The organism is Bradyrhizobium canariense (assembly GCF_018130465.1).
Classification (GTDB): Bacteria; Pseudomonadota; Alphaproteobacteria; order Rhizobiales; family Xanthobacteraceae; genus Bradyrhizobium; species Bradyrhizobium canariense_C.
Map to the genome: position 1 here is coordinate 912,302 of NZ_JAFCKJ010000001.1, position 15,315 is coordinate 927,616.

Here is a 15,315-nt window from a genome sequence, read left to right on the forward strand (position 1 = left end):
CGCCGGCAGTGCTTCGAGAGCACCCGTCGCTTGAACCGGAGTTCTGGGGACAGCGGTCCAGCACCGCTGCGCGCGCGAGCCTTCAGCGCTTCCCCTTCGGGTCGGTCAAGAGGGTCTTCGAACTTGGTTCAGCGGATCGGGACCGCGGCTTGACTTGCCCGCTCGTCCGCGACGGAGAGTGCCATGCCTCGAGCAGCATCTTGAGAAATTGGCTCGCATGAGGGGATAGCGTTGCTCCGTGCCTGCGCACGATTCCGATCGTCCGCGACACTTCCGGCTCGATCAACCGAACCGTGTGAATGATCGGATGATCGGCGGCGGGAGTTGCCAGCCTCGGCAGCACGGCGATGCCAAGTCCGGCTTCGACGAGGCCGAGCGAACCGGAGAGGTGAGCGACTTCATAGGACCAGTTCAGCTGCAGGCCGTGTCGTGCCAGCGCATTATCGATCAACGCGCGATTGCCGCTGTTGCGACCGACGGTGATGACCCGGTGCGGCGCAATCTCCGACCAACTCACCTGTTTGCGCGACGCCAGTGGATGGTCGTGGCGGCAGGCCAGAACGAAGGGATCCTCGACCAGTTTCTCGAATTCAATCTCGGCATGCGAAGCGCCAATGAAGTTGATGCCGAAATCAACTTCTCCGCGGGCGACCGCTTCCAGGCCCTCGTTGGCGCCGATGTCCAGAATCCGGATGCGAATGCGCGGATAGGCTTCGGCAAACCGGCCGATCGCTCGCGGCAGGAAATAGAACACCGCTGTCGGCACCGCGGCCACCGAAACCAGGCCTGAACTTCGCGCGCCGATGTCTTGGATGGCGAGCACCGAGGTCTCGAACTCGTCGATGAGGCGGCGCACCTTCGGCAGGAAGTCGCGGCCGGTCATGGTGAGATTGACGTGACGCGTCGAGCGTTCGAGCAGCGGCGCACCGAGACTCTCTTCCAGCTTCTGAATGCGTCGACTGAGCGCTGGCTGGGACAGGTTCAGCGCCTTGGCGGTCCGGACAAAGCTTCCGGTCTCGGCCACCGTGATGAACGCCTTGAGGTCGAGCAGTTCCGCGTTCATTGGCACACTCCATTGTACCGAATTACGGAATAATACCTCAGATATTTGCATTTCACAAAAGAGTTGCGAGGGCGGATGCTCGGGTTCGCGCCAAGATGCCGCCGAACGGAAAGAACTCCATGAACGATCAGATTGCCATTCCTTGTGTGGTCATGCGCGGCGGGACCTCGCGCGGGCCGTTTTTCCTGGCCCGCGATCTTCCAGCGGAGCCCAGCCTGCGCGACGCGGTGCTGTTGTCAGTGATGGGAGGCGGGCACGATCTTGGAATCGATGGCATCGGCGGCGGCAATGCGGTCATCAACAAGGTCGCGATTATTGGCCCCGGATCGGTGCCCGGCGCCGACGTTGATTATCTGTTTGCCCAGGTGCGGGTTCGCGACGGGATCGTCGACACCTCGCCGAACTGCGGGAACATGCTGGCCGCAGTGGGGCCGTTCGCAATTGAAGCCGGGCTGGTCGCCGCTACCGTAGATCGCACCCATGTGCGCATCCACAATGTCAACACCGGCAAGCTGATTGATGCGACCGTTGCCACCCCCCGAGGGCAGGTGACTTACGAGGGCGAGGCGCGCATCGACGGCGTGCCGGGAACGGCCGCGCCCATCGAACTGTCATTCCCGGACGCGGCCGGCGCACGCACCGGTCGGCTGCTGCCGACGGGACGCCCGGTCGACCGTATCGAAGGCATCGATGTGACCTGCATCGACGCGGCAATGCCGGTCATGCTGGTCCGCGCTGCGGACCTGGGATGGACCGGCCGCGAGGCTCCTTCGGACTTCACCGACAGCGGCTTCCGCGCGCGACTCGAGAACTTGCGCATCGAGGCGGGACGCCGGATGGGCTTTCCGAATCCTGCGGCAATGGTGATCCCGAAGCCGGTTCTGATTGCGCCGGCCGGCGAGGCGACGTTGAACACCCGATACTTCATGCCACACGATTGCCACAGCGCGCTGGCGGTCACCGGCGCAGTCGCGATCGCAACTGCCTGCGTCACTGCCGGAACGATCGCGGCAGAGATGGTCGGGCCGCTGGCGCCGCCGGTGCCGATCACGCTCGCGCATCCCTCCGGCCAACTGGTGGTTCGGCTGGAGCCCGGCCCGGTTGCGCGGGTGCTGCGGACAGCCCGGCGAATTTTCGAGGGGCATGTGTTCGCCCGTCGATCGCACCTGCCTCATTCAGTCCTCGCGGCCTGAAGCCGGACCGCTTTCAAGCCCTTAAAAAATCAGAGCCATGGGAGAAACGAGAATGCAGAAGCAGGCGCGGGACGGGTCCCCGAACACCGAGGCGCGGAAGCCATTGTATCGGATTCTCTACGTCCAGGTGCTGATCGGCCTCATGCTGGGTGTCCTCACCGGCCATCTCTGGCCCGAATTTGGCGCCGCGCTGAAGCCCTTTGGCGACGGCTTCATCAAGCTGGTCAAGATGATGATCGCGCCGATCGTGTTCTGCACCGTTGTCAGCGGCATCAACAGCATCAGCGATTCCCGGGAGGTCGGCCGGACGCTGGCGAAATCGATGGCGCTGTTCTACCTGCTGACCGTGCTTGCATTGCTTGTCGGGCTCGTCGCCGTATCGCTGATCCAGCCGGGCGTGGGCATGCATGTTTCCGTCAGCACGCTGGATCCGTCTGTGGCTGCGAAATTCACCAAGCAGGCCGGTGCGACCGGATTCGCGGACTTCGTTCTGCACATCATCCCGCACTCGTTCTTTGGGGCGTTTGCGGAGGGCGAAGTGCTGCCGGTGCTCCTGATCTCCATTCTGATCGCCTTTGGTCTCAGCCGTGCCGGCGACAATGGCATCGTGGTGACCAAGGCGGTCGCCTCGTTCTCACACGTCTTGTTTGTGTCCTTCGGCTTCATCATGAAGCTCGCTCCGCTAGGCGCCTTCGGCGCCATGGCATTCACGGTGGGCCGCTATGGCATCCGCTCGATTGGCTCACTCGGACTGCTGATCCTGACCTTCTATATCGCCTGCTCCGTCTTCGTGGTCGTCGTGCTCGGTACCTTGGCGCGGTTAAACGGCTTCAGTCTTTGGAAGACCATCCGCTACTTCAAGGAAGAGCTGTTGATCGTGCTCGGCACGTCATCGTCGGAGCCGGCCCTGCCTGGCGCGCTGCACAAGCTGCAGCAACTCGGATGCCGGAAGGGCGTGTCAGGGCTTGTCTTGCCGATGGGCTACTCGTTCAACCTGGACGGCAGCGCCATTTATCTCACCTTGGCCTCCATCTTCATCGCGCAGGCCTGCGACATTCACCTGTCGTGGGGGCAGATTGCGGCGATGCTCGGCTTGATGCTGCTGACTTCCAAAGGGGCGGCCGGAGTTACCGGCAGCGGCTTCGTCGCGCTTGTTGCGACCCTCTCCGTCATGCCGGATCTGCCCGTGACCGGAGTGGCGCTGCTGGTCGGCATCGACCGTTTCATGTCGGAAGCGCGGGCGCTGACCAGCATGATCAGCAACTGTGTCGCATCCATCACCATTTCGCTGTGGGAGGACGCTTGTGACCGCGAGGTGTTGGCCCGCGAACTGGGACAGAGTGGCACCCCTAACGTCCCAGCCGGATCGAAGATCGGTGGAGCAGCGCAGCAGGACAAGTCCTGGATTTCGACGACGCAATCGGCCGCTTAACTCCACCCTTGGGATGAAATCGGCTGCGGCGTTCAATTTGGCTGGCGCCGGCAAGTCGAACTTGTTGAGCGCTGGCTGCCGAAAACAGAGAGCGCGACGTCGATCAGACTAGTTCGACTTCGCGCCTTCCTTGGCGTTCTCCGCCGTCGGCGATTCGACCGGTGCGGGACGTTTTCCGCTGCCGGTGATGCGCTCGATTGCCGAGCGCACCGCATCGCCCCCCTTGCGCTCCTTCAGCATGTCCAGCAGCGGCGCGGAGGCCGGCGAGCGGCGGATCAGGCTTTCCGGATCGGGGAAGACCAGGGGATCGTCCCAGGGGCCCTGCACCACGAAGGGCAATTCGAAGCCCGACGCGCTGTTGAGGCTGGCCACGCCCTTCATGTCGTATTCGCGCGTCGGCACCGAGGCGGTGCCGGTCATCGTGATCTTCGCCGCAGGTCCCTCGACGCGGATGTCCTCGGCGGTGGCGACGCCGTCGGAGAACTTCACCGCGATGGTGAGATTGTCGTAAGGGGTGGAGCCGTTGCGGAAATTGCCGCCGCCGGAGAGCGGGCGCCGCTCGAGCCGCTTCAGGAGCTGCTCGGCATTGAAGCCCGAGATCGCGCCGTCATGCCCGGTCACGGTGGCGCTGCCGTCGAGCGACTGCACGAGGCCGAACGGGCTCGAGCCGGAAGCGAGGAGCGAGACGTTGATGTTGCCGCGGCCGGACAGCTTGTTGAGGCCGAACAGCTCGGAGGCGCAGGCCTGAAGGTCGACGTCGGTGAACTGGAATTGCGCCTTGATGTCGGCGACGGTGTCGGAGCGCGCGATGCCGAACGAGCCCTTGGCGATACCGCCATAGACCTGGGCCTCGCCGACCGAGAGCGCCAGCGTGCCGTTGCGCAGATTCGCGCCGATCGCGGTGCGACCGAGTTTCGACCCCCCGACCGTCAGCTTGGCTGCCGACAGGCGCATGTCGAGGTCGGTGGTCGACAGGGCGTTGAGATCGAACAGCTGCCTGTTCCAGTCGCGCGCGCCGCTCGCGAGCAGGCGGAAGGTCGAGATATAAGGTGTGAAGTCGAGCGCGTCGGCTGCGAGCGTCGCCTGCAGCGTCTGCCGGCCGTTATTGGCGTAGGTCATCACGCCCTCGGCGGTGTTGCCGTCGAGCTCGACATTGACGTTGGTGAGCGCGATCGAGGCGCCGACGACATTGGCGCGCGCCTTCAACGCGAAGCGCCCGAAGCCGCCGCTGGCGGGCTGCGGCTGGCCGGTCCAGCGCAGCGCGTTGCGCAAGGACGGGCTGTCGATGGTGAGCGTGCCCTCCATCATCGGGCTGGTGCGGTTGGCGACGTTGCCGTCGAAGGCGAGCTTGAGCGGTGCGCTCGCGATCCGCGCCTTCAACCCCGAGCGCTCGCCGGAGAGCGCGGCGACGAAATCGGAAAAGCTGATCGATCCGTCGACCCGTTCGCCGCGCCAGTCGAACTGTCCGGTCGCAGCAAAGGAGCGCGAGATCGAGGGCCAGGCCAGCGACAGGTCGATGTCCTCGAACTTCTCGGTGCCGTGCGTGGCAGCGTCCTCGTAATTGAGCACGCCGTCCTGGATCCGGATCTCGGAGAACGACACCTGATTCTCGGCGCCGGGCTTCATGGTGCGCGCGATGGTCTGGATGAACGGCGTCCAGTTGCTCTCGCCGTCCGGCTTCAGGCTGACATGGATGCGCGGCCGCAGCAGCGTCAGGTCGGCGATCTCGAACCGTTGCAGCAGCAGCGGCAGCAGCCGCAGGTTCGCGGTCAGCACGTCGACATGGAGCGCGGGATCGCTGGTGCCGCCGCCCTTCAGACCGACGTCATGGAAGGAGATGTAGCTTGCCGGCAGCACGGAAATGTCGATCGCGCCTGCGACACTGAGCTCGAGCCCGGTGACGTCGCGGATCTGCGTTTCCACCGCCTTGCGCAGCGCGTCGCGGTTGATGAGCCATGAGGTCGCGATCAGGGCGATCAGCGCCACGCCGAGCAGCGCCGCGATCGGCGTCCCGAGGCGCTTCATTCCTTGGGCCATGGTCAATGGCATGTCCTGATCGAGTTGGTCGCTGGAGCCAGAAGGCGGGCCGGGAAACCTGCGCGCCCCACGCCCAAGACTATTGTGTTAAGTGCCGCAACTTGATGGGTTTTCTTGTCGCTTTCAAGGCCGCGGGAACGGTTGCGCCCACGGCTTGGGCAGCTTCTATCACCCGGGGGCGGAGCGGAGAACCCCGTATCATTGACGGCCTCGGACGATTTCGCCTAATAATTGCCGCCAATAAGGCGCGACGCCTGCAAGCCGAAGGTTCACTCGAAGGTTATTTGCATGAACAAGGTCTATCCCGACGCCAAGTCGGCTCTCGAGGGCGTTCTGAAAGACAACATGATGATCATGTCGGGCGGCTTCGGCCTCTGCGGCATCGCCGAGGAGCTGTCGGACGCGATCCGCGAGTCCGGCGTCAAGGGCCTGACGGTGATCTCAAACAATGCCGGCGTCGACGGAATTGGCCTCAGCCGCCTGCTGGAAACCCGCCAGATCAAGAAGATGATCTCGTCCTATGTCGGCGAAAACAAGCTGTTCGCCCAGCAATTCCTCGCCGGCGAGCTGGAACTCGAATTCAATCCGCAGGGCACGCTGGCCGAGCGCATCCGCGCGGGCGGCGCCGGCATTCCGGCCTTCTACACCAAGACCGGCGTCGGCACGCTGATCGCCGAGGGCAAGGAAGTGAAGGAATTCGACGGACAGAAGTACTTGATGGAGCGCGGCCTGTTCGCTGACCTCGCCATCGTCCACGCCTGGAAGGGCGACACTGCCGGCAACCTCATCTACCGCAAGACCGCGCGCAATTTTAACCCGATGATGGCGACCGCCGCCAAGGTCACGGTGGCCGAGGTCGAGCATCTGGTTCCGGCCGGCGAGCTCGATCCCGATCACATCCACACGCCCGGACTTTTCGTAAAGCGCATCGTCGAGGTCGGAACGGCCAAGAAGCGCATCGAATTCCGCAACACCCGCCCGCGCACGGCAGCTTGAGATCAGGAGACCGATATGGCCTGGACCCGTGAACAGATGGCTGCGCGCGCCGCGAAGGAACTGCGTGACGGCTATTACGTCAATCTCGGCATCGGCATCCCGACGCTGGTCTCGAACTACATCCCGGACGGCATGGACGTCAGCCTCCAGAGCGAGAACGGCATGCTCGGCATGGGCCCGTTCCCCTATGAGGGTGAAGAGGACGCCGATCTCATCAACGCCGGCAAGCAGACCGTGAGCGAGCTGCCGTCGACCTCGTATTTCTCGAGCGCGGATTCCTTCGGCATGATCCGCGGCGGCCACATGGATCTGTCGATCCTCGGCGCCATGCAGGTGGCCCAGAACGGCGATCTCGCCAACTGGATGATCCCCGGCAAGATGGTCAAGGGCATGGGCGGCGCGATGGATCTCGTCGCCGGCGTCAAGCGCGTCGTCGTGGTGATGGAGCATTCGGCCAAGGACGGTGCCAAGCTTCTGAAGCAGTGCAATTTGCCGCTGACCGGCGAGCGCGTGGTCGACATGGTCGTGACTGACCTGGCTGTCTTCACCATCGACAAGCACGGCGGCGGCGGCATGGCGCTGATCGAGCTCGCCGACGGCGTTTCGCTCGACGAGGTCAAGGCCAAGACCGAAGCCGAATTCCGCGTCGCGCTGAAGAACACCTGATACAGCAGTCGCGAATGATCGTGAATGGCCGGGCATCGTCCCGGCCATTTCCGTTTCAGCTTTGGCGCCGCTGTGACCACATCTTCGGTGTCGTCCTGGCGAAGGCCAGGACCCATACCGCGAGGTCTATCGAGCGCAGTCGGTGGGCGTCCCAAGGGCTGTCAACGCGAGACTTCGCCAAACTTTGCCTGGTGGTTATGGGGCCTGGCTTTCGCCAGGACGACATTGTGGAGGCAGCGCGCACGTTGCCTCCACAATCGCATCATGACTTGACCAACCATGCCCGACCCCATCGCGCCGACACGCTCGCGACCCAGGAGGTTTCCTCTCGAACCAGGCGGAAGCCGAGATTGGCGGGCGGCACGCCTTGCGCGCAACCGCCGGCGCGGGCGTCGCGGATGAAATCGGTGACATAGGCGCGGTGCGCACCCTCGGCGATACGCACGCCGCAGTTCACGGTGGGGCGGCCGGCATTGCCGGCCTCGTCGATCCGCGAGCGCACGAAGCAGGTCGAGGTCCACTCCCAGACATTGCCGGCGAGATCTTCGATGCCGTGCTCGTTCGAACCGAACCTGCCGAACGGATAGGCCGTCGTGTCGAAGAGGTCGCGTTCGGATTCACGCTCGTAGCGGCCGATCCAGCGTTTCGATGGATCTGCTGCGTCCACCGGAAGGCCGTCATCCTTAAATCTGGAGCCGGCCGCAAAGGCCCATTCCGCGTCGCTCGGCAGGCGGTAGTTGTGACCGGTCTTGCGCGATAGCCAACCCGCATAAGCCTCGGCATCGTGCCAGCTCACCTGCACCGCAGGCCGATCGGAGGCGATTGCCACGCCGCGATCAAGCGCGCGACAAGAGCCCTCCTGCACGCAAATCTGATAGTCGGATGACGAGACTTGATGCCGCATGATGTGCAGCGGCCTCTCGAAGCGCATCGCGCGCAGCGGCGCTTCCGCCTGCTGCCCGGCACGCGTGAAATCGCCGGCCTCGCGATAGGAGAGGCTACCTGGCGCGACCCTGACGATGGCAGGCTCCGCAGCGGTGCCGTGGGTCCCGATGTCCGACACCAGCGGCGCCACCGCGATCGGCCCTGCAAGCCCGGCGGCGCAGGCGAGTAGCAGTTTCAGCTTGAATGCTATCAGCATGGTCGTTCCCCAAGGAAAAGGGGCCGGTCATCACCGGCCCCTCGTCACGTCTAGTTGGTGTTGGGGGCCGGGATATCCGCAGGGGCCTTCACCTGCGTCATCAGATCGTCGTTCCACTTGCCTTCGACCTTGAAGTGCGCGGTGGCGCCGAGGTCGGCGGCCTCGATCAGATTGTGCGTGACATAGGCGTAGATGCCGGGCTGCATGAATTTGTACAGCGCAGCTCCCGCCGAGCCGCCGCGGATGAACCAGGTCTCGAGCCCGGTCTCCGGCGCGTTGGAGAACTTGCCGGTCTCCCAGACATAGTCGCCATGGCCGCCGATCAGATGCGGACGGCTGTCGCGATTGGCCTGCGAATGCACGATCAGCACGTTCTCGCCGACATTGGCGGTGAGCGCATTCTTGCCGGTGAGCGCGCCGACCTTGCCGTTGAACACGACATGGGAGGGGATCAGCTTCTTCATCACCTCTTCGGTGTCGGTGAAGGCTTCGCCCGGCGAGTCATAGGACTTGAAATTGCCCTTGTCGTCGCGCGGGACGTACATGTCCTGCTCGCCGACATAGTAGACCTTGTCGTATTTCAGTGCGTGGCCCTTGCCGTCGTTGAGGCCGTCGCGCGGCAGCACCATCACGGCGCCGTTCATGCCGGAGACGACGTGCCAGGGGATCATCGGACCGCCCGGTGCGCAATGGTAGACGAACACGCCGGTCTTGGTCGCCTTCCAGCGCAATACGACCTGCTCGCCGGGATTGACCAGCGTGAGAGCACCGCCGCCGAGCGCGCCGGTCGCGGAATGGAAGTCGATGTTGTGCGGCATGGAGTTGGTTGCGGGATTGACCAGCGTCGTTTCGACGTAGTCGCCCTCGTGCACGACCATCATCGGGCCCGGCATCGAGCCGTTGAAGGTCATTGCCTGGAAGGTGGTGCCCTTCTCGTCGATGACGACCTTCTTCTCCTCGATCGTGAGCTTGAACTCCACGATCTTGGGACCCTGCTTGGTCGCTTGCTCGTGCGCATGCACGAAGGGCGGAGCGACCAGCTCGATCTTCTGGCGCGGCAGTTTGAGATCATCGGCGGCCAAGGCGGGTGTCGCCAGCATCAAGGCAGTCGCGGCGGCGCTGATCAATGCGGCTCGGCGGGTGAACATCGGAAGCATCCTTCATCTGTGATGACGGAATGCAGTGTGCGCCGATCGCGGCAAGTGTGTTTGCGCTGCGACAAGCTTTTGCCGGATTCGCCTCCGGTAAAATCCTTAAGGAGTTTGTCGAACATCGCGTCGGCGATACGAAAGACGCGACAGCGCGCGACGTCAGCCGCGTCGGTCGCAAATCGTTCGCATGTTCAATTGCGTTTATTGCGAATGGATTGTTGTCGCGGATCGTTGTCGACTAGAGCAACTGGATCGCAATCCAGACCGTACCCCAGACGGCGAGCGACAGCGCGACGAAGACGGCGGCCGTGATGACCATCACGCGTACGAGGTGGCCGGCGCCGGCGGCGGGCGCGGAGGGGACGGGACGAAAATCGTCGAAGCGCGGGATATGGTCGCGAACGCCGGTGAGCCACAGAACGAGATCGAGCGCGAACGACGCCATAGCCTATCTCCAGAGGGCAATAGTCAAATATCACCATGGCTCCGATCAGGCGCTCGGACTTTGAGCGAACGCAAGGTAGCGCGCCCGAAAATGGGTAATCTAGTGCCATCCGGGATGCGCCGCCCCACTGCGCAGCATTGATTTACGAATGGGTAAGATATGAGGGCCGATCTTGCGGCGAGCTACGGCGAAGAACGACTGCCGCGCTACACGAGCTACCCGACCGCACCGCACTTCTCGCCGGCGATCGACGAGGGCGCCTACGCCCGGTGGCTGGCGGAGCTCCCGACGGGGGCCAGCGCGTCGCTTTATCTGCACGTGCCGTTCTGCCGCGAGATGTGCTGGTATTGCGGCTGCCATACCCAGATCGTCCGTCGAGACGGGCTCATCGCGGCCTATCTGCGCACGCTGCGCAGCGAGATCGCGCAGGTGTCCGAGACCATCGGCCGGCGCATCAAGGTCGAGCACATCCATTTCGGCGGCGGCACGCCGACGATCATGGCGCCGGAGGCTTTTGCCGAGTTGATGGCGGCCATGCGCCATTCGTTTTTCGTGCTGCCGTCGGCCGAGATTGCCGTCGAGATCGATCCCCGCACGCTGACTGCCGACATGGTCGAGGCCATGCGGCTCTCCGGCGTCAATCGCGCGAGCCTGGGGGTGCAGAGCTTCGACCCTGTCGTGCAGCGCGCGATCAACCGCGTGCAGAGCTATGAGCAGACGGCTTCCGTCGTCGACATGCTCCAGCGCGCCGGGATCAACGGGATCAACTTCGATCTGATCTACGGGCTGCCGCACCAGACCGTTGCCTCGTGCCTGGATACCGTTCGACGTTCGCTCGAGCTTGGGCCCGACCGCTTCTCGGTGTTCGGCTACGCGCATGTACCTGATTTCAAGAAGCACCAGCGCATGATCAACGAGGCCGCGCTGCCTGACGGCCTTGCACGCCACGACCAGGCCTGTGCGATCGCCAATGCGTTGAAGGAGGCCGGTTACGTGCAGATCGGGCTTGATCATTTCGCGCGGCCCGACGATTCCATGGCTGTGGCCTTCGAGGAACGCACGCTGCGGCGCAATTTTCAGGGCTACACCACCGACAAGGGCGAAGTTCTGCTCGGCTTCGGCGCCAGCGCGATCGGACATTTGCCGCAGGGCTATGTCCAGAACGAGGTGCAGATCGGCGCCTATGCGCAGAGCATCGCCGCGGGCCATCTGGCCACCGCGAAAGGCTATGGGCTCACCGACGACGACCGGCTGCGCGCCGACATCATCGAACGCATCATGTGCGAGTTCAGCGTCGATCTTGGCGACATCTGCGCGCGTCATGGCGCAGAGGCCGGGGCAATGCTGAAATCGGCGTCGCGTCTGAAGCCGCTGATTTCCGACGGCGTCGTGAGACTGGACGGCGACCGCATCGCAGTCGCCAAGGACTCGCGCTTTCTCGTGCGCAGCGTCGCAGCCGCGTTCGACGCACATCTGGATCCGGCGAAGCAGTTGCACAGCCGGGCGGTGTGAAATCACTTTGCCGTCATTCCGGAATGACGGGCCAGCTTGCGCTTCGACAAAGAGACTCCCGCCCGCTCCGCTATCGTCGTTTCGGAACGGAGTTGTCCATGCCTTTTGGATCCGACGATCTGGTCGATGACATCATGCGCACGGCGCCGCACACGATCCGCGTGTTTCTCGCCTTCAGGATGGCTTGCGTCGGCTGTCCGATCGCAACCTTCCACACGGTCGATGACGCCTGCCGCGAGCATGGCATCGATCGCGACAAATTCCTCGCCGCGCTGTGCGACTGCGTGCCGGCGTGAAGCGGTCTGGAATTCGCGCGGGCCGCGCGCGGATTCCCCGGTGAGGGGCGCTTTCGCCGTAAGCGGACGCACCCTCACCCCTATTTTCGGAAACGCGTCTTTAGGGAGACGTTCTGGCGCGGCTTTCACGCCACGCCGCTGTCGGGGCTCCGCTCCGCCAGCACGACGATCCCATGTGGATCGCGCAGGATGATGCGCTGACGTCCGCTCTCGACCAGGCCCTGCTGTTCCCAGCCGCTCAGGATGCGGCTCACGGTGTGCAGCGTGGTGCCGGTCATCTGCGCGATGTCCTGGCGGCTGATCGGGAAGTCGATCTCGATGCCGCGGTCGAGCTTCTTGCCGGATTGTTTGGCGAGGCGCAGCAGCGCATGCGCGACGCGCTGCTCGACCTGCTGGGTCGACATTTCCAGGATCCGGGTGTGGCTCTCCTGGAGCCGCGTGCCGACAGTCTGGAGCGTGTTGGCGGCAAGCGAAGGAAATCGCTCGACCAGCCGCGGCCAGGCCGAGGTCGGCCAGATCAGGGCGACGCTGTCGTCGACCGCGATCGCCGTGGCCGGATAGCGCGTGGCTCCGATCGCCATCGCGAGACCGAACGTTTCGCCCGGCGCGACATAGCGGACCACGATCTGCTCGCCGGTCGGTGTGGTCTTGGCCGCGCGAACATGGCCGTGCAGCAGCAGGAAGAAGGATTGTGCGTCCGCGCCCTGCTCGAAAATGGCACTGTTCTTGGGGTAGCGCGCCGAGCGGGCCTCGCGCAGGATCTCCTCAAGGTCCTCGGGTTTGACACCCGCAAACAGCGGCAAATGCGCAACCAGCGATGTGTCGACCTTGGCCATTCTGCCTCCTTGGCGCCGGGAAGTGTGATGGCACCTGCAATCGTCAGGGTGTTTGCGATAGCTCAAAACGGGCAGGCCGAACGGCAGTATTTTTCCAGGCGACGATTTGAATCGACTGGAGTTGACCCATGGCTGGCGCCCGATCCCGTAAATTTAAGGGCTGGCCGCTGTTTGCGAACAGCTTTCGGCCCTTTTTCCTGCTCGCCGCGATCCAGGCAGGGCTTTCGATCCTGGCCTGGCTGCCGATGTTCTACGGCGAATTGTCGGTGAGCTCCGCTTTCGCGCCGCGCGACTGGCACGTCCATGAGATGCTCTACGGCTTCCTGCCTGCGGTGATCACGGGATTCCTGTTCACGGCGATTCCGAACTGGACCGGGCGGCTGCCGATCCAGGGGACGTCCTTGGGTGCGCTGCTGGCGGTCTGGCTCGCCGGCCGTGTCGCGGTGACGCTGTCCGCCGATATCGGCTGGGCGTTTGCGCTTGCCGTCGATGCCGCCTTCCTGACGTTGGTCGTCGCCGCTGCAACGCGCGAGATCATTGCCGGCGGCAACTGGCGCAACCTTCCTGTGGTGGTGCTGGTGCTGGTGCTGCTCGCCGGCAACATCGCCTTCCATCTCGAAGCGCATTACGCGGGTGCGGCCGATGTCGGCATCCGCGTCGGCGTCGGCGTGGTCGTGCTGTTGATCACGCTGATCGGCGGCCGCATCATCCCGAGCTTCACCCGAAACTGGTTGGTCAAGTCCAACCCTGGCCGCCTCCCGGTGCCATTCGGACGCTTCGACGGCGTGGTGATCGGATGCAGCGCAATTGCGATCATCGCGTGGATCGTGGCGCCGTTGAGCACCTTCACCGGCGTGGTGATGGCCTTGGTCGGTGTGTTGCACCTGGTGCGGCTTGCACGCTGGGCCGGTGACCGCACCTCGCGCGAGCGGTTGCTCCTGATTCTCCATGTCGGCTACGCCTTCGTGCCGCTTGGTTTCCTCCTGCATGCTCTGGCGAGCTCGGGCGCACTGCCGCCAAGCGCTGGCATCCACGCCTGGATGGCGGGCGCGGCCGGAACCATGACGCTCGCGGTGATGACCCGTGCGAGTCTCGGCCATACCGGACAGGCGCTGACGGCTTCGCCGGCGACACAAGGCATCTATGCCGCGATCATCGTCGCGGCGCTGGCGCGGGTCACGGCGGTGGTTTTGCCTGCGCACAGCGACGCGTTGCTGCACATTGCGGCCTGCGGCTGGATCGTCGCTTTCCTCGGCTTTGCCGTCGCGTTCGGCCCGCTGCTCGCCGGCAGCCGCCGCCGCGCGCTCGCCATCATGGGCGTGCCCGTCCCGGCACGCTGAATTCAGGCCGCGGTCGCCGCGGGCACCGCGGTCGATGATGCCGGTGGCCGGACGCCTTTGCGCCATGCGGTGATGGTGCAGCCGAAGCGGCCGCGGAACCAGCGCGCCATGGCGCTCTGCGCGGAGAATCCGAGCTGCACGGCGATGTCGGCCAGCGGCCGGCCGGGGTCGTCGATCAGCTGGACCACGAGATCGGCGCGCTGCGCGTCGAGAATGGCCGAGAAGCTGGTGCCAGCTTCGGCAAGGTGCCGGTGGATGGTGCGGCGGGTGCAGGCGAGGTGCTCGGCGACGCGCTCGACCGTGCAGTCGCCGCTGGCGAGCAGGAGACGCACGACCTCGTCGACCTTCTCCTCCCAGCTTGCCGGCCGCGTCTCGATCGCCTCGATCCGCTTGCGCAGATAGGTCGCGATCAGCGGATGCGCGCTCGGGATCCGGCGCTCCATGTCGTGCGCCGACAACAGGATCGAATCGTCCTCTGCGTTGAAGGTCACACGGCAGCCGTAGAATTCGCGGTAGCGCTTGCGGTCGTGCGGCGGCGGATAATGCAGGTGCACTTCCTGCGGCCGCCAATCGCTGCCGAACAGCGACTGGATGATGCGGTGGACGCTGCCGAGCGCCATGTCGATCGACTGGCGCGGCGCGGTCGGCTGTCGGCCGCGCAGGTGCAGCGTGACGGTCACGGACTGCTTGTCGCGGGTGACGTCCAGCTTCATGCCGTCGTGATGGATCGGGATGAAGCGCGAGAAGGCTTCGATCGCCTCGCCGACCGTCGCCTGTTCGCGCACGATCAGGCCGACGGCGCCGAAATTGGTCAGACCGCCGCGCTCGGCAAGCCGCAAGCCGAAATCTTCGGCTCCGGACGCCTCTGCCGACAATTCAAGCAGGCGGCGGAGACCGGTGACGGCAATGGGGGTGTCGGGCTTGTCGAGGCAGGCCAGCGGCAACCTGACCTTGCGCAACATTTGCTTGGGGTCGAGCCCGACCGACCGGGCGACCTCCGGATAATAGCTCAAGCCTGCGCTGCGAATGAGGTCGGTCATGCGCCCCGTTCCTGCCAGCCATCCCGCAGATGTCCCGAAATGTAAAGTTTCTGTCCCGATCCGTCAAATCCGGGAACATGGTGGAACATACATATGTGAAACCGAAGCACGGGCGTGAATGCCGTGCATATGACGGCGCGGCGCGACGGGGCCCGCTGCCGGCTCGG

15 protein-coding genes are annotated in these 15,315 nt (G+C 64.4%); 8 read left to right on the forward strand and 7 right to left on the reverse strand.

Annotated elements, in window-relative coordinates:
* Positions 1–82: 82 nt before the first annotated feature.
* Positions 83–1,063, reverse strand: coding sequence for a LysR family transcriptional regulator (locus tag JQ591_RS04010; RefSeq protein ID WP_211394724.1), 981 nt, complete (start codon positions 1,061–1,063; stop codon positions 83–85).
* A gap of 119 nt (positions 1,064–1,182) precedes the next feature.
* Between JQ591_RS04010 and JQ591_RS04015 the strand changes: the two genes are divergently transcribed.
* On the forward strand, positions 1,183–2,256 hold the full coding sequence (locus JQ591_RS04015) for a 4-oxalomesaconate tautomerase (RefSeq protein ID WP_211394725.1): 1,074 nt from the start codon (positions 1,183–1,185) through the stop codon (positions 2,254–2,256).
* 52 nt (positions 2,257–2,308) lie between these two features.
* Complete coding sequence (gene dctA, locus JQ591_RS04020; RefSeq protein ID WP_211394726.1) at positions 2,309–3,688, forward strand: C4-dicarboxylate transporter DctA; 1,380 nt, start codon at positions 2,309–2,311, stop codon at positions 3,686–3,688.
* Between the two features lie 108 nt (positions 3,689–3,796).
* Here dctA and JQ591_RS04025 read toward each other — a convergent pair whose 3' ends face one another.
* Positions 3,797–5,725, reverse strand: coding sequence for an AsmA family protein (locus JQ591_RS04025; protein WP_211394813.1), 1,929 nt, complete (start codon positions 5,723–5,725; stop codon positions 3,797–3,799).
* Between the two features lie 288 nt (positions 5,726–6,013).
* Here JQ591_RS04025 and JQ591_RS04030 point away from each other — a divergent pair, with 288 nt between their 5' ends.
* Together JQ591_RS04030 and JQ591_RS04035 are read left to right on the forward strand one after the other, a co-directional pair.
* Positions 6,014–6,721, forward strand: coding sequence for a CoA transferase subunit A (locus JQ591_RS04030; protein ID WP_211394727.1), 708 nt, complete (start codon positions 6,014–6,016; stop codon positions 6,719–6,721).
* Positions 6,722–6,736: 15 nt separating this feature from the next.
* The gene (locus JQ591_RS04035) at positions 6,737–7,387 is read left to right on the forward strand and encodes a 3-oxoacid CoA-transferase subunit B (protein WP_211394728.1); all 651 of its coding nucleotides are present in this window, start codon (positions 6,737–6,739) and stop codon (positions 7,385–7,387) included.
* A 262-nt stretch (positions 7,388–7,649) separates the two neighbouring features.
* On the opposite strand, the gene JQ591_RS04040 is transcribed toward JQ591_RS04035, so the two are convergent.
* Positions 7,650–8,528, reverse strand: coding sequence for an SUMF1/EgtB/PvdO family nonheme iron enzyme (locus JQ591_RS04040; RefSeq protein ID WP_211394729.1), 879 nt, complete (start codon positions 8,526–8,528; stop codon positions 7,650–7,652).
* A gap of 50 nt (positions 8,529–8,578) precedes the next feature.
* Positions 8,579–9,676 (reverse strand): copper-containing nitrite reductase, encoded by a 1,098-nt coding sequence (gene nirK, locus JQ591_RS04045; RefSeq protein WP_211394730.1) that lies wholly within the window; start codon positions 9,674–9,676, stop codon positions 8,579–8,581.
* Between the two features lie 29 nt (positions 9,677–9,705).
* Between nirK and JQ591_RS04050 the strand changes: the two genes are divergently transcribed.
* A complete protein-coding gene (locus tag JQ591_RS04050; RefSeq protein WP_211394731.1) occupies positions 9,706–9,921 on the forward strand; it encodes a hypothetical protein in 216 nt (71 codons plus the stop codon).
* Here the strand turns inward: JQ591_RS04050 and JQ591_RS04055 are convergent.
* Positions 9,918–10,124, reverse strand: coding sequence for a hypothetical protein (locus JQ591_RS04055; RefSeq protein ID WP_211394732.1), 207 nt, complete (start codon positions 10,122–10,124; stop codon positions 9,918–9,920). The genes JQ591_RS04050 and JQ591_RS04055 overlap by 4 nt on opposite strands.
* 159 nt (positions 10,125–10,283) lie before the next feature.
* Here JQ591_RS04055 and hemN point away from each other — a divergent pair, with 159 nt between their 5' ends.
* Together hemN and JQ591_RS04065 are read left to right on the forward strand one after the other, a co-directional pair.
* On the forward strand, positions 10,284–11,636 hold the full coding sequence (gene hemN, locus JQ591_RS04060; protein ID WP_211394733.1) for an oxygen-independent coproporphyrinogen III oxidase: 1,353 nt from the start codon (positions 10,284–10,286) through the stop codon (positions 11,634–11,636).
* 98 nt (positions 11,637–11,734) lie between these two features.
* Entirely contained in the window at positions 11,735–11,932 is a 198-nt protein-coding gene (locus JQ591_RS04065; RefSeq protein ID WP_211394734.1) for a DUF1858 domain-containing protein, read from the forward strand.
* A 125-nt stretch (positions 11,933–12,057) separates the two neighbouring features.
* On the opposite strand, the gene JQ591_RS04070 is transcribed toward JQ591_RS04065, so the two are convergent.
* A complete protein-coding gene (locus tag JQ591_RS04070) occupies positions 12,058–12,768 on the reverse strand; it encodes a Crp/Fnr family transcriptional regulator (RefSeq protein WP_211394735.1) in 711 nt (236 codons plus the stop codon).
* Positions 12,769–12,896: 128 nt separating this feature from the next.
* On the opposite strand from JQ591_RS04070, the gene JQ591_RS04075 reads away from it, so the two are divergent.
* Positions 12,897–14,108 (forward strand): NnrS family protein, encoded by a 1,212-nt coding sequence (locus JQ591_RS04075; RefSeq protein ID WP_211394736.1) that lies wholly within the window; start codon positions 12,897–12,899, stop codon positions 14,106–14,108.
* A gap of 2 nt (positions 14,109–14,110) precedes the next feature.
* On the opposite strand, the gene JQ591_RS04080 is transcribed toward JQ591_RS04075, so the two are convergent.
* Entirely contained in the window at positions 14,111–15,148 is a 1,038-nt protein-coding gene (locus JQ591_RS04080; RefSeq protein WP_211394737.1) for an AraC family transcriptional regulator, read from the reverse strand.
* Positions 15,149–15,315: the final 167 nt, after the last annotated feature.

What these genes read in the sequence shown, in the direction of transcription:
- JQ591_RS04050 (WP_211394731.1), top strand. Translation starts at nt 9,706, where the DNA reads ATGCAGTGTGCGCCGATCGCGGCAAGTGTGTTTGCGCTGCGACAAGCT.
- nirK (WP_211394730.1), bottom strand. Translation starts at nt 9,676, where the DNA reads ATGTTCACCCGCCGAGCCGCATTGATCAGCGCCGCCGCGACTGCCTTG.
- JQ591_RS04015 (WP_211394725.1), top strand. Translation starts at nt 1,183, where the DNA reads ATGAACGATCAGATTGCCATTCCTTGTGTGGTCATGCGCGGCGGGACC.
- dctA (WP_211394726.1), top strand. Translation starts at nt 2,309, where the DNA reads ATGCAGAAGCAGGCGCGGGACGGGTCCCCGAACACCGAGGCGCGGAAG.
- JQ591_RS04075 (WP_211394736.1), top strand. Translation starts at nt 12,897, where the DNA reads ATGGCTGGCGCCCGATCCCGTAAATTTAAGGGCTGGCCGCTGTTTGCG.
- JQ591_RS04040 (WP_211394729.1), bottom strand. Translation starts at nt 8,528, where the DNA reads ATGCTGATAGCATTCAAGCTGAAACTGCTACTCGCCTGCGCCGCCGGG.
- JQ591_RS04030 (WP_211394727.1), top strand. Translation starts at nt 6,014, where the DNA reads ATGAACAAGGTCTATCCCGACGCCAAGTCGGCTCTCGAGGGCGTTCTG.
- JQ591_RS04065 (WP_211394734.1), top strand. Translation starts at nt 11,735, where the DNA reads ATGCCTTTTGGATCCGACGATCTGGTCGATGACATCATGCGCACGGCG.
- hemN (WP_211394733.1), top strand. Translation starts at nt 10,284, where the DNA reads ATGAGGGCCGATCTTGCGGCGAGCTACGGCGAAGAACGACTGCCGCGC.
- JQ591_RS04035 (WP_211394728.1), top strand. Translation starts at nt 6,737, where the DNA reads ATGGCCTGGACCCGTGAACAGATGGCTGCGCGCGCCGCGAAGGAACTG.
- JQ591_RS04080 (WP_211394737.1), bottom strand. Translation starts at nt 15,148, where the DNA reads ATGACCGACCTCATTCGCAGCGCAGGCTTGAGCTATTATCCGGAGGTC.
- JQ591_RS04025 (WP_211394813.1), bottom strand. Translation starts at nt 5,725, where the DNA reads ATGGCCCAAGGAATGAAGCGCCTCGGGACGCCGATCGCGGCGCTGCTC.
- JQ591_RS04055 (WP_211394732.1), bottom strand. Translation starts at nt 10,124, where the DNA reads ATGGCGTCGTTCGCGCTCGATCTCGTTCTGTGGCTCACCGGCGTTCGC.
- JQ591_RS04070 (WP_211394735.1), bottom strand. Translation starts at nt 12,768, where the DNA reads ATGGCCAAGGTCGACACATCGCTGGTTGCGCATTTGCCGCTGTTTGCG.
- JQ591_RS04010 (WP_211394724.1), bottom strand. Translation starts at nt 1,063, where the DNA reads ATGAACGCGGAACTGCTCGACCTCAAGGCGTTCATCACGGTGGCCGAG.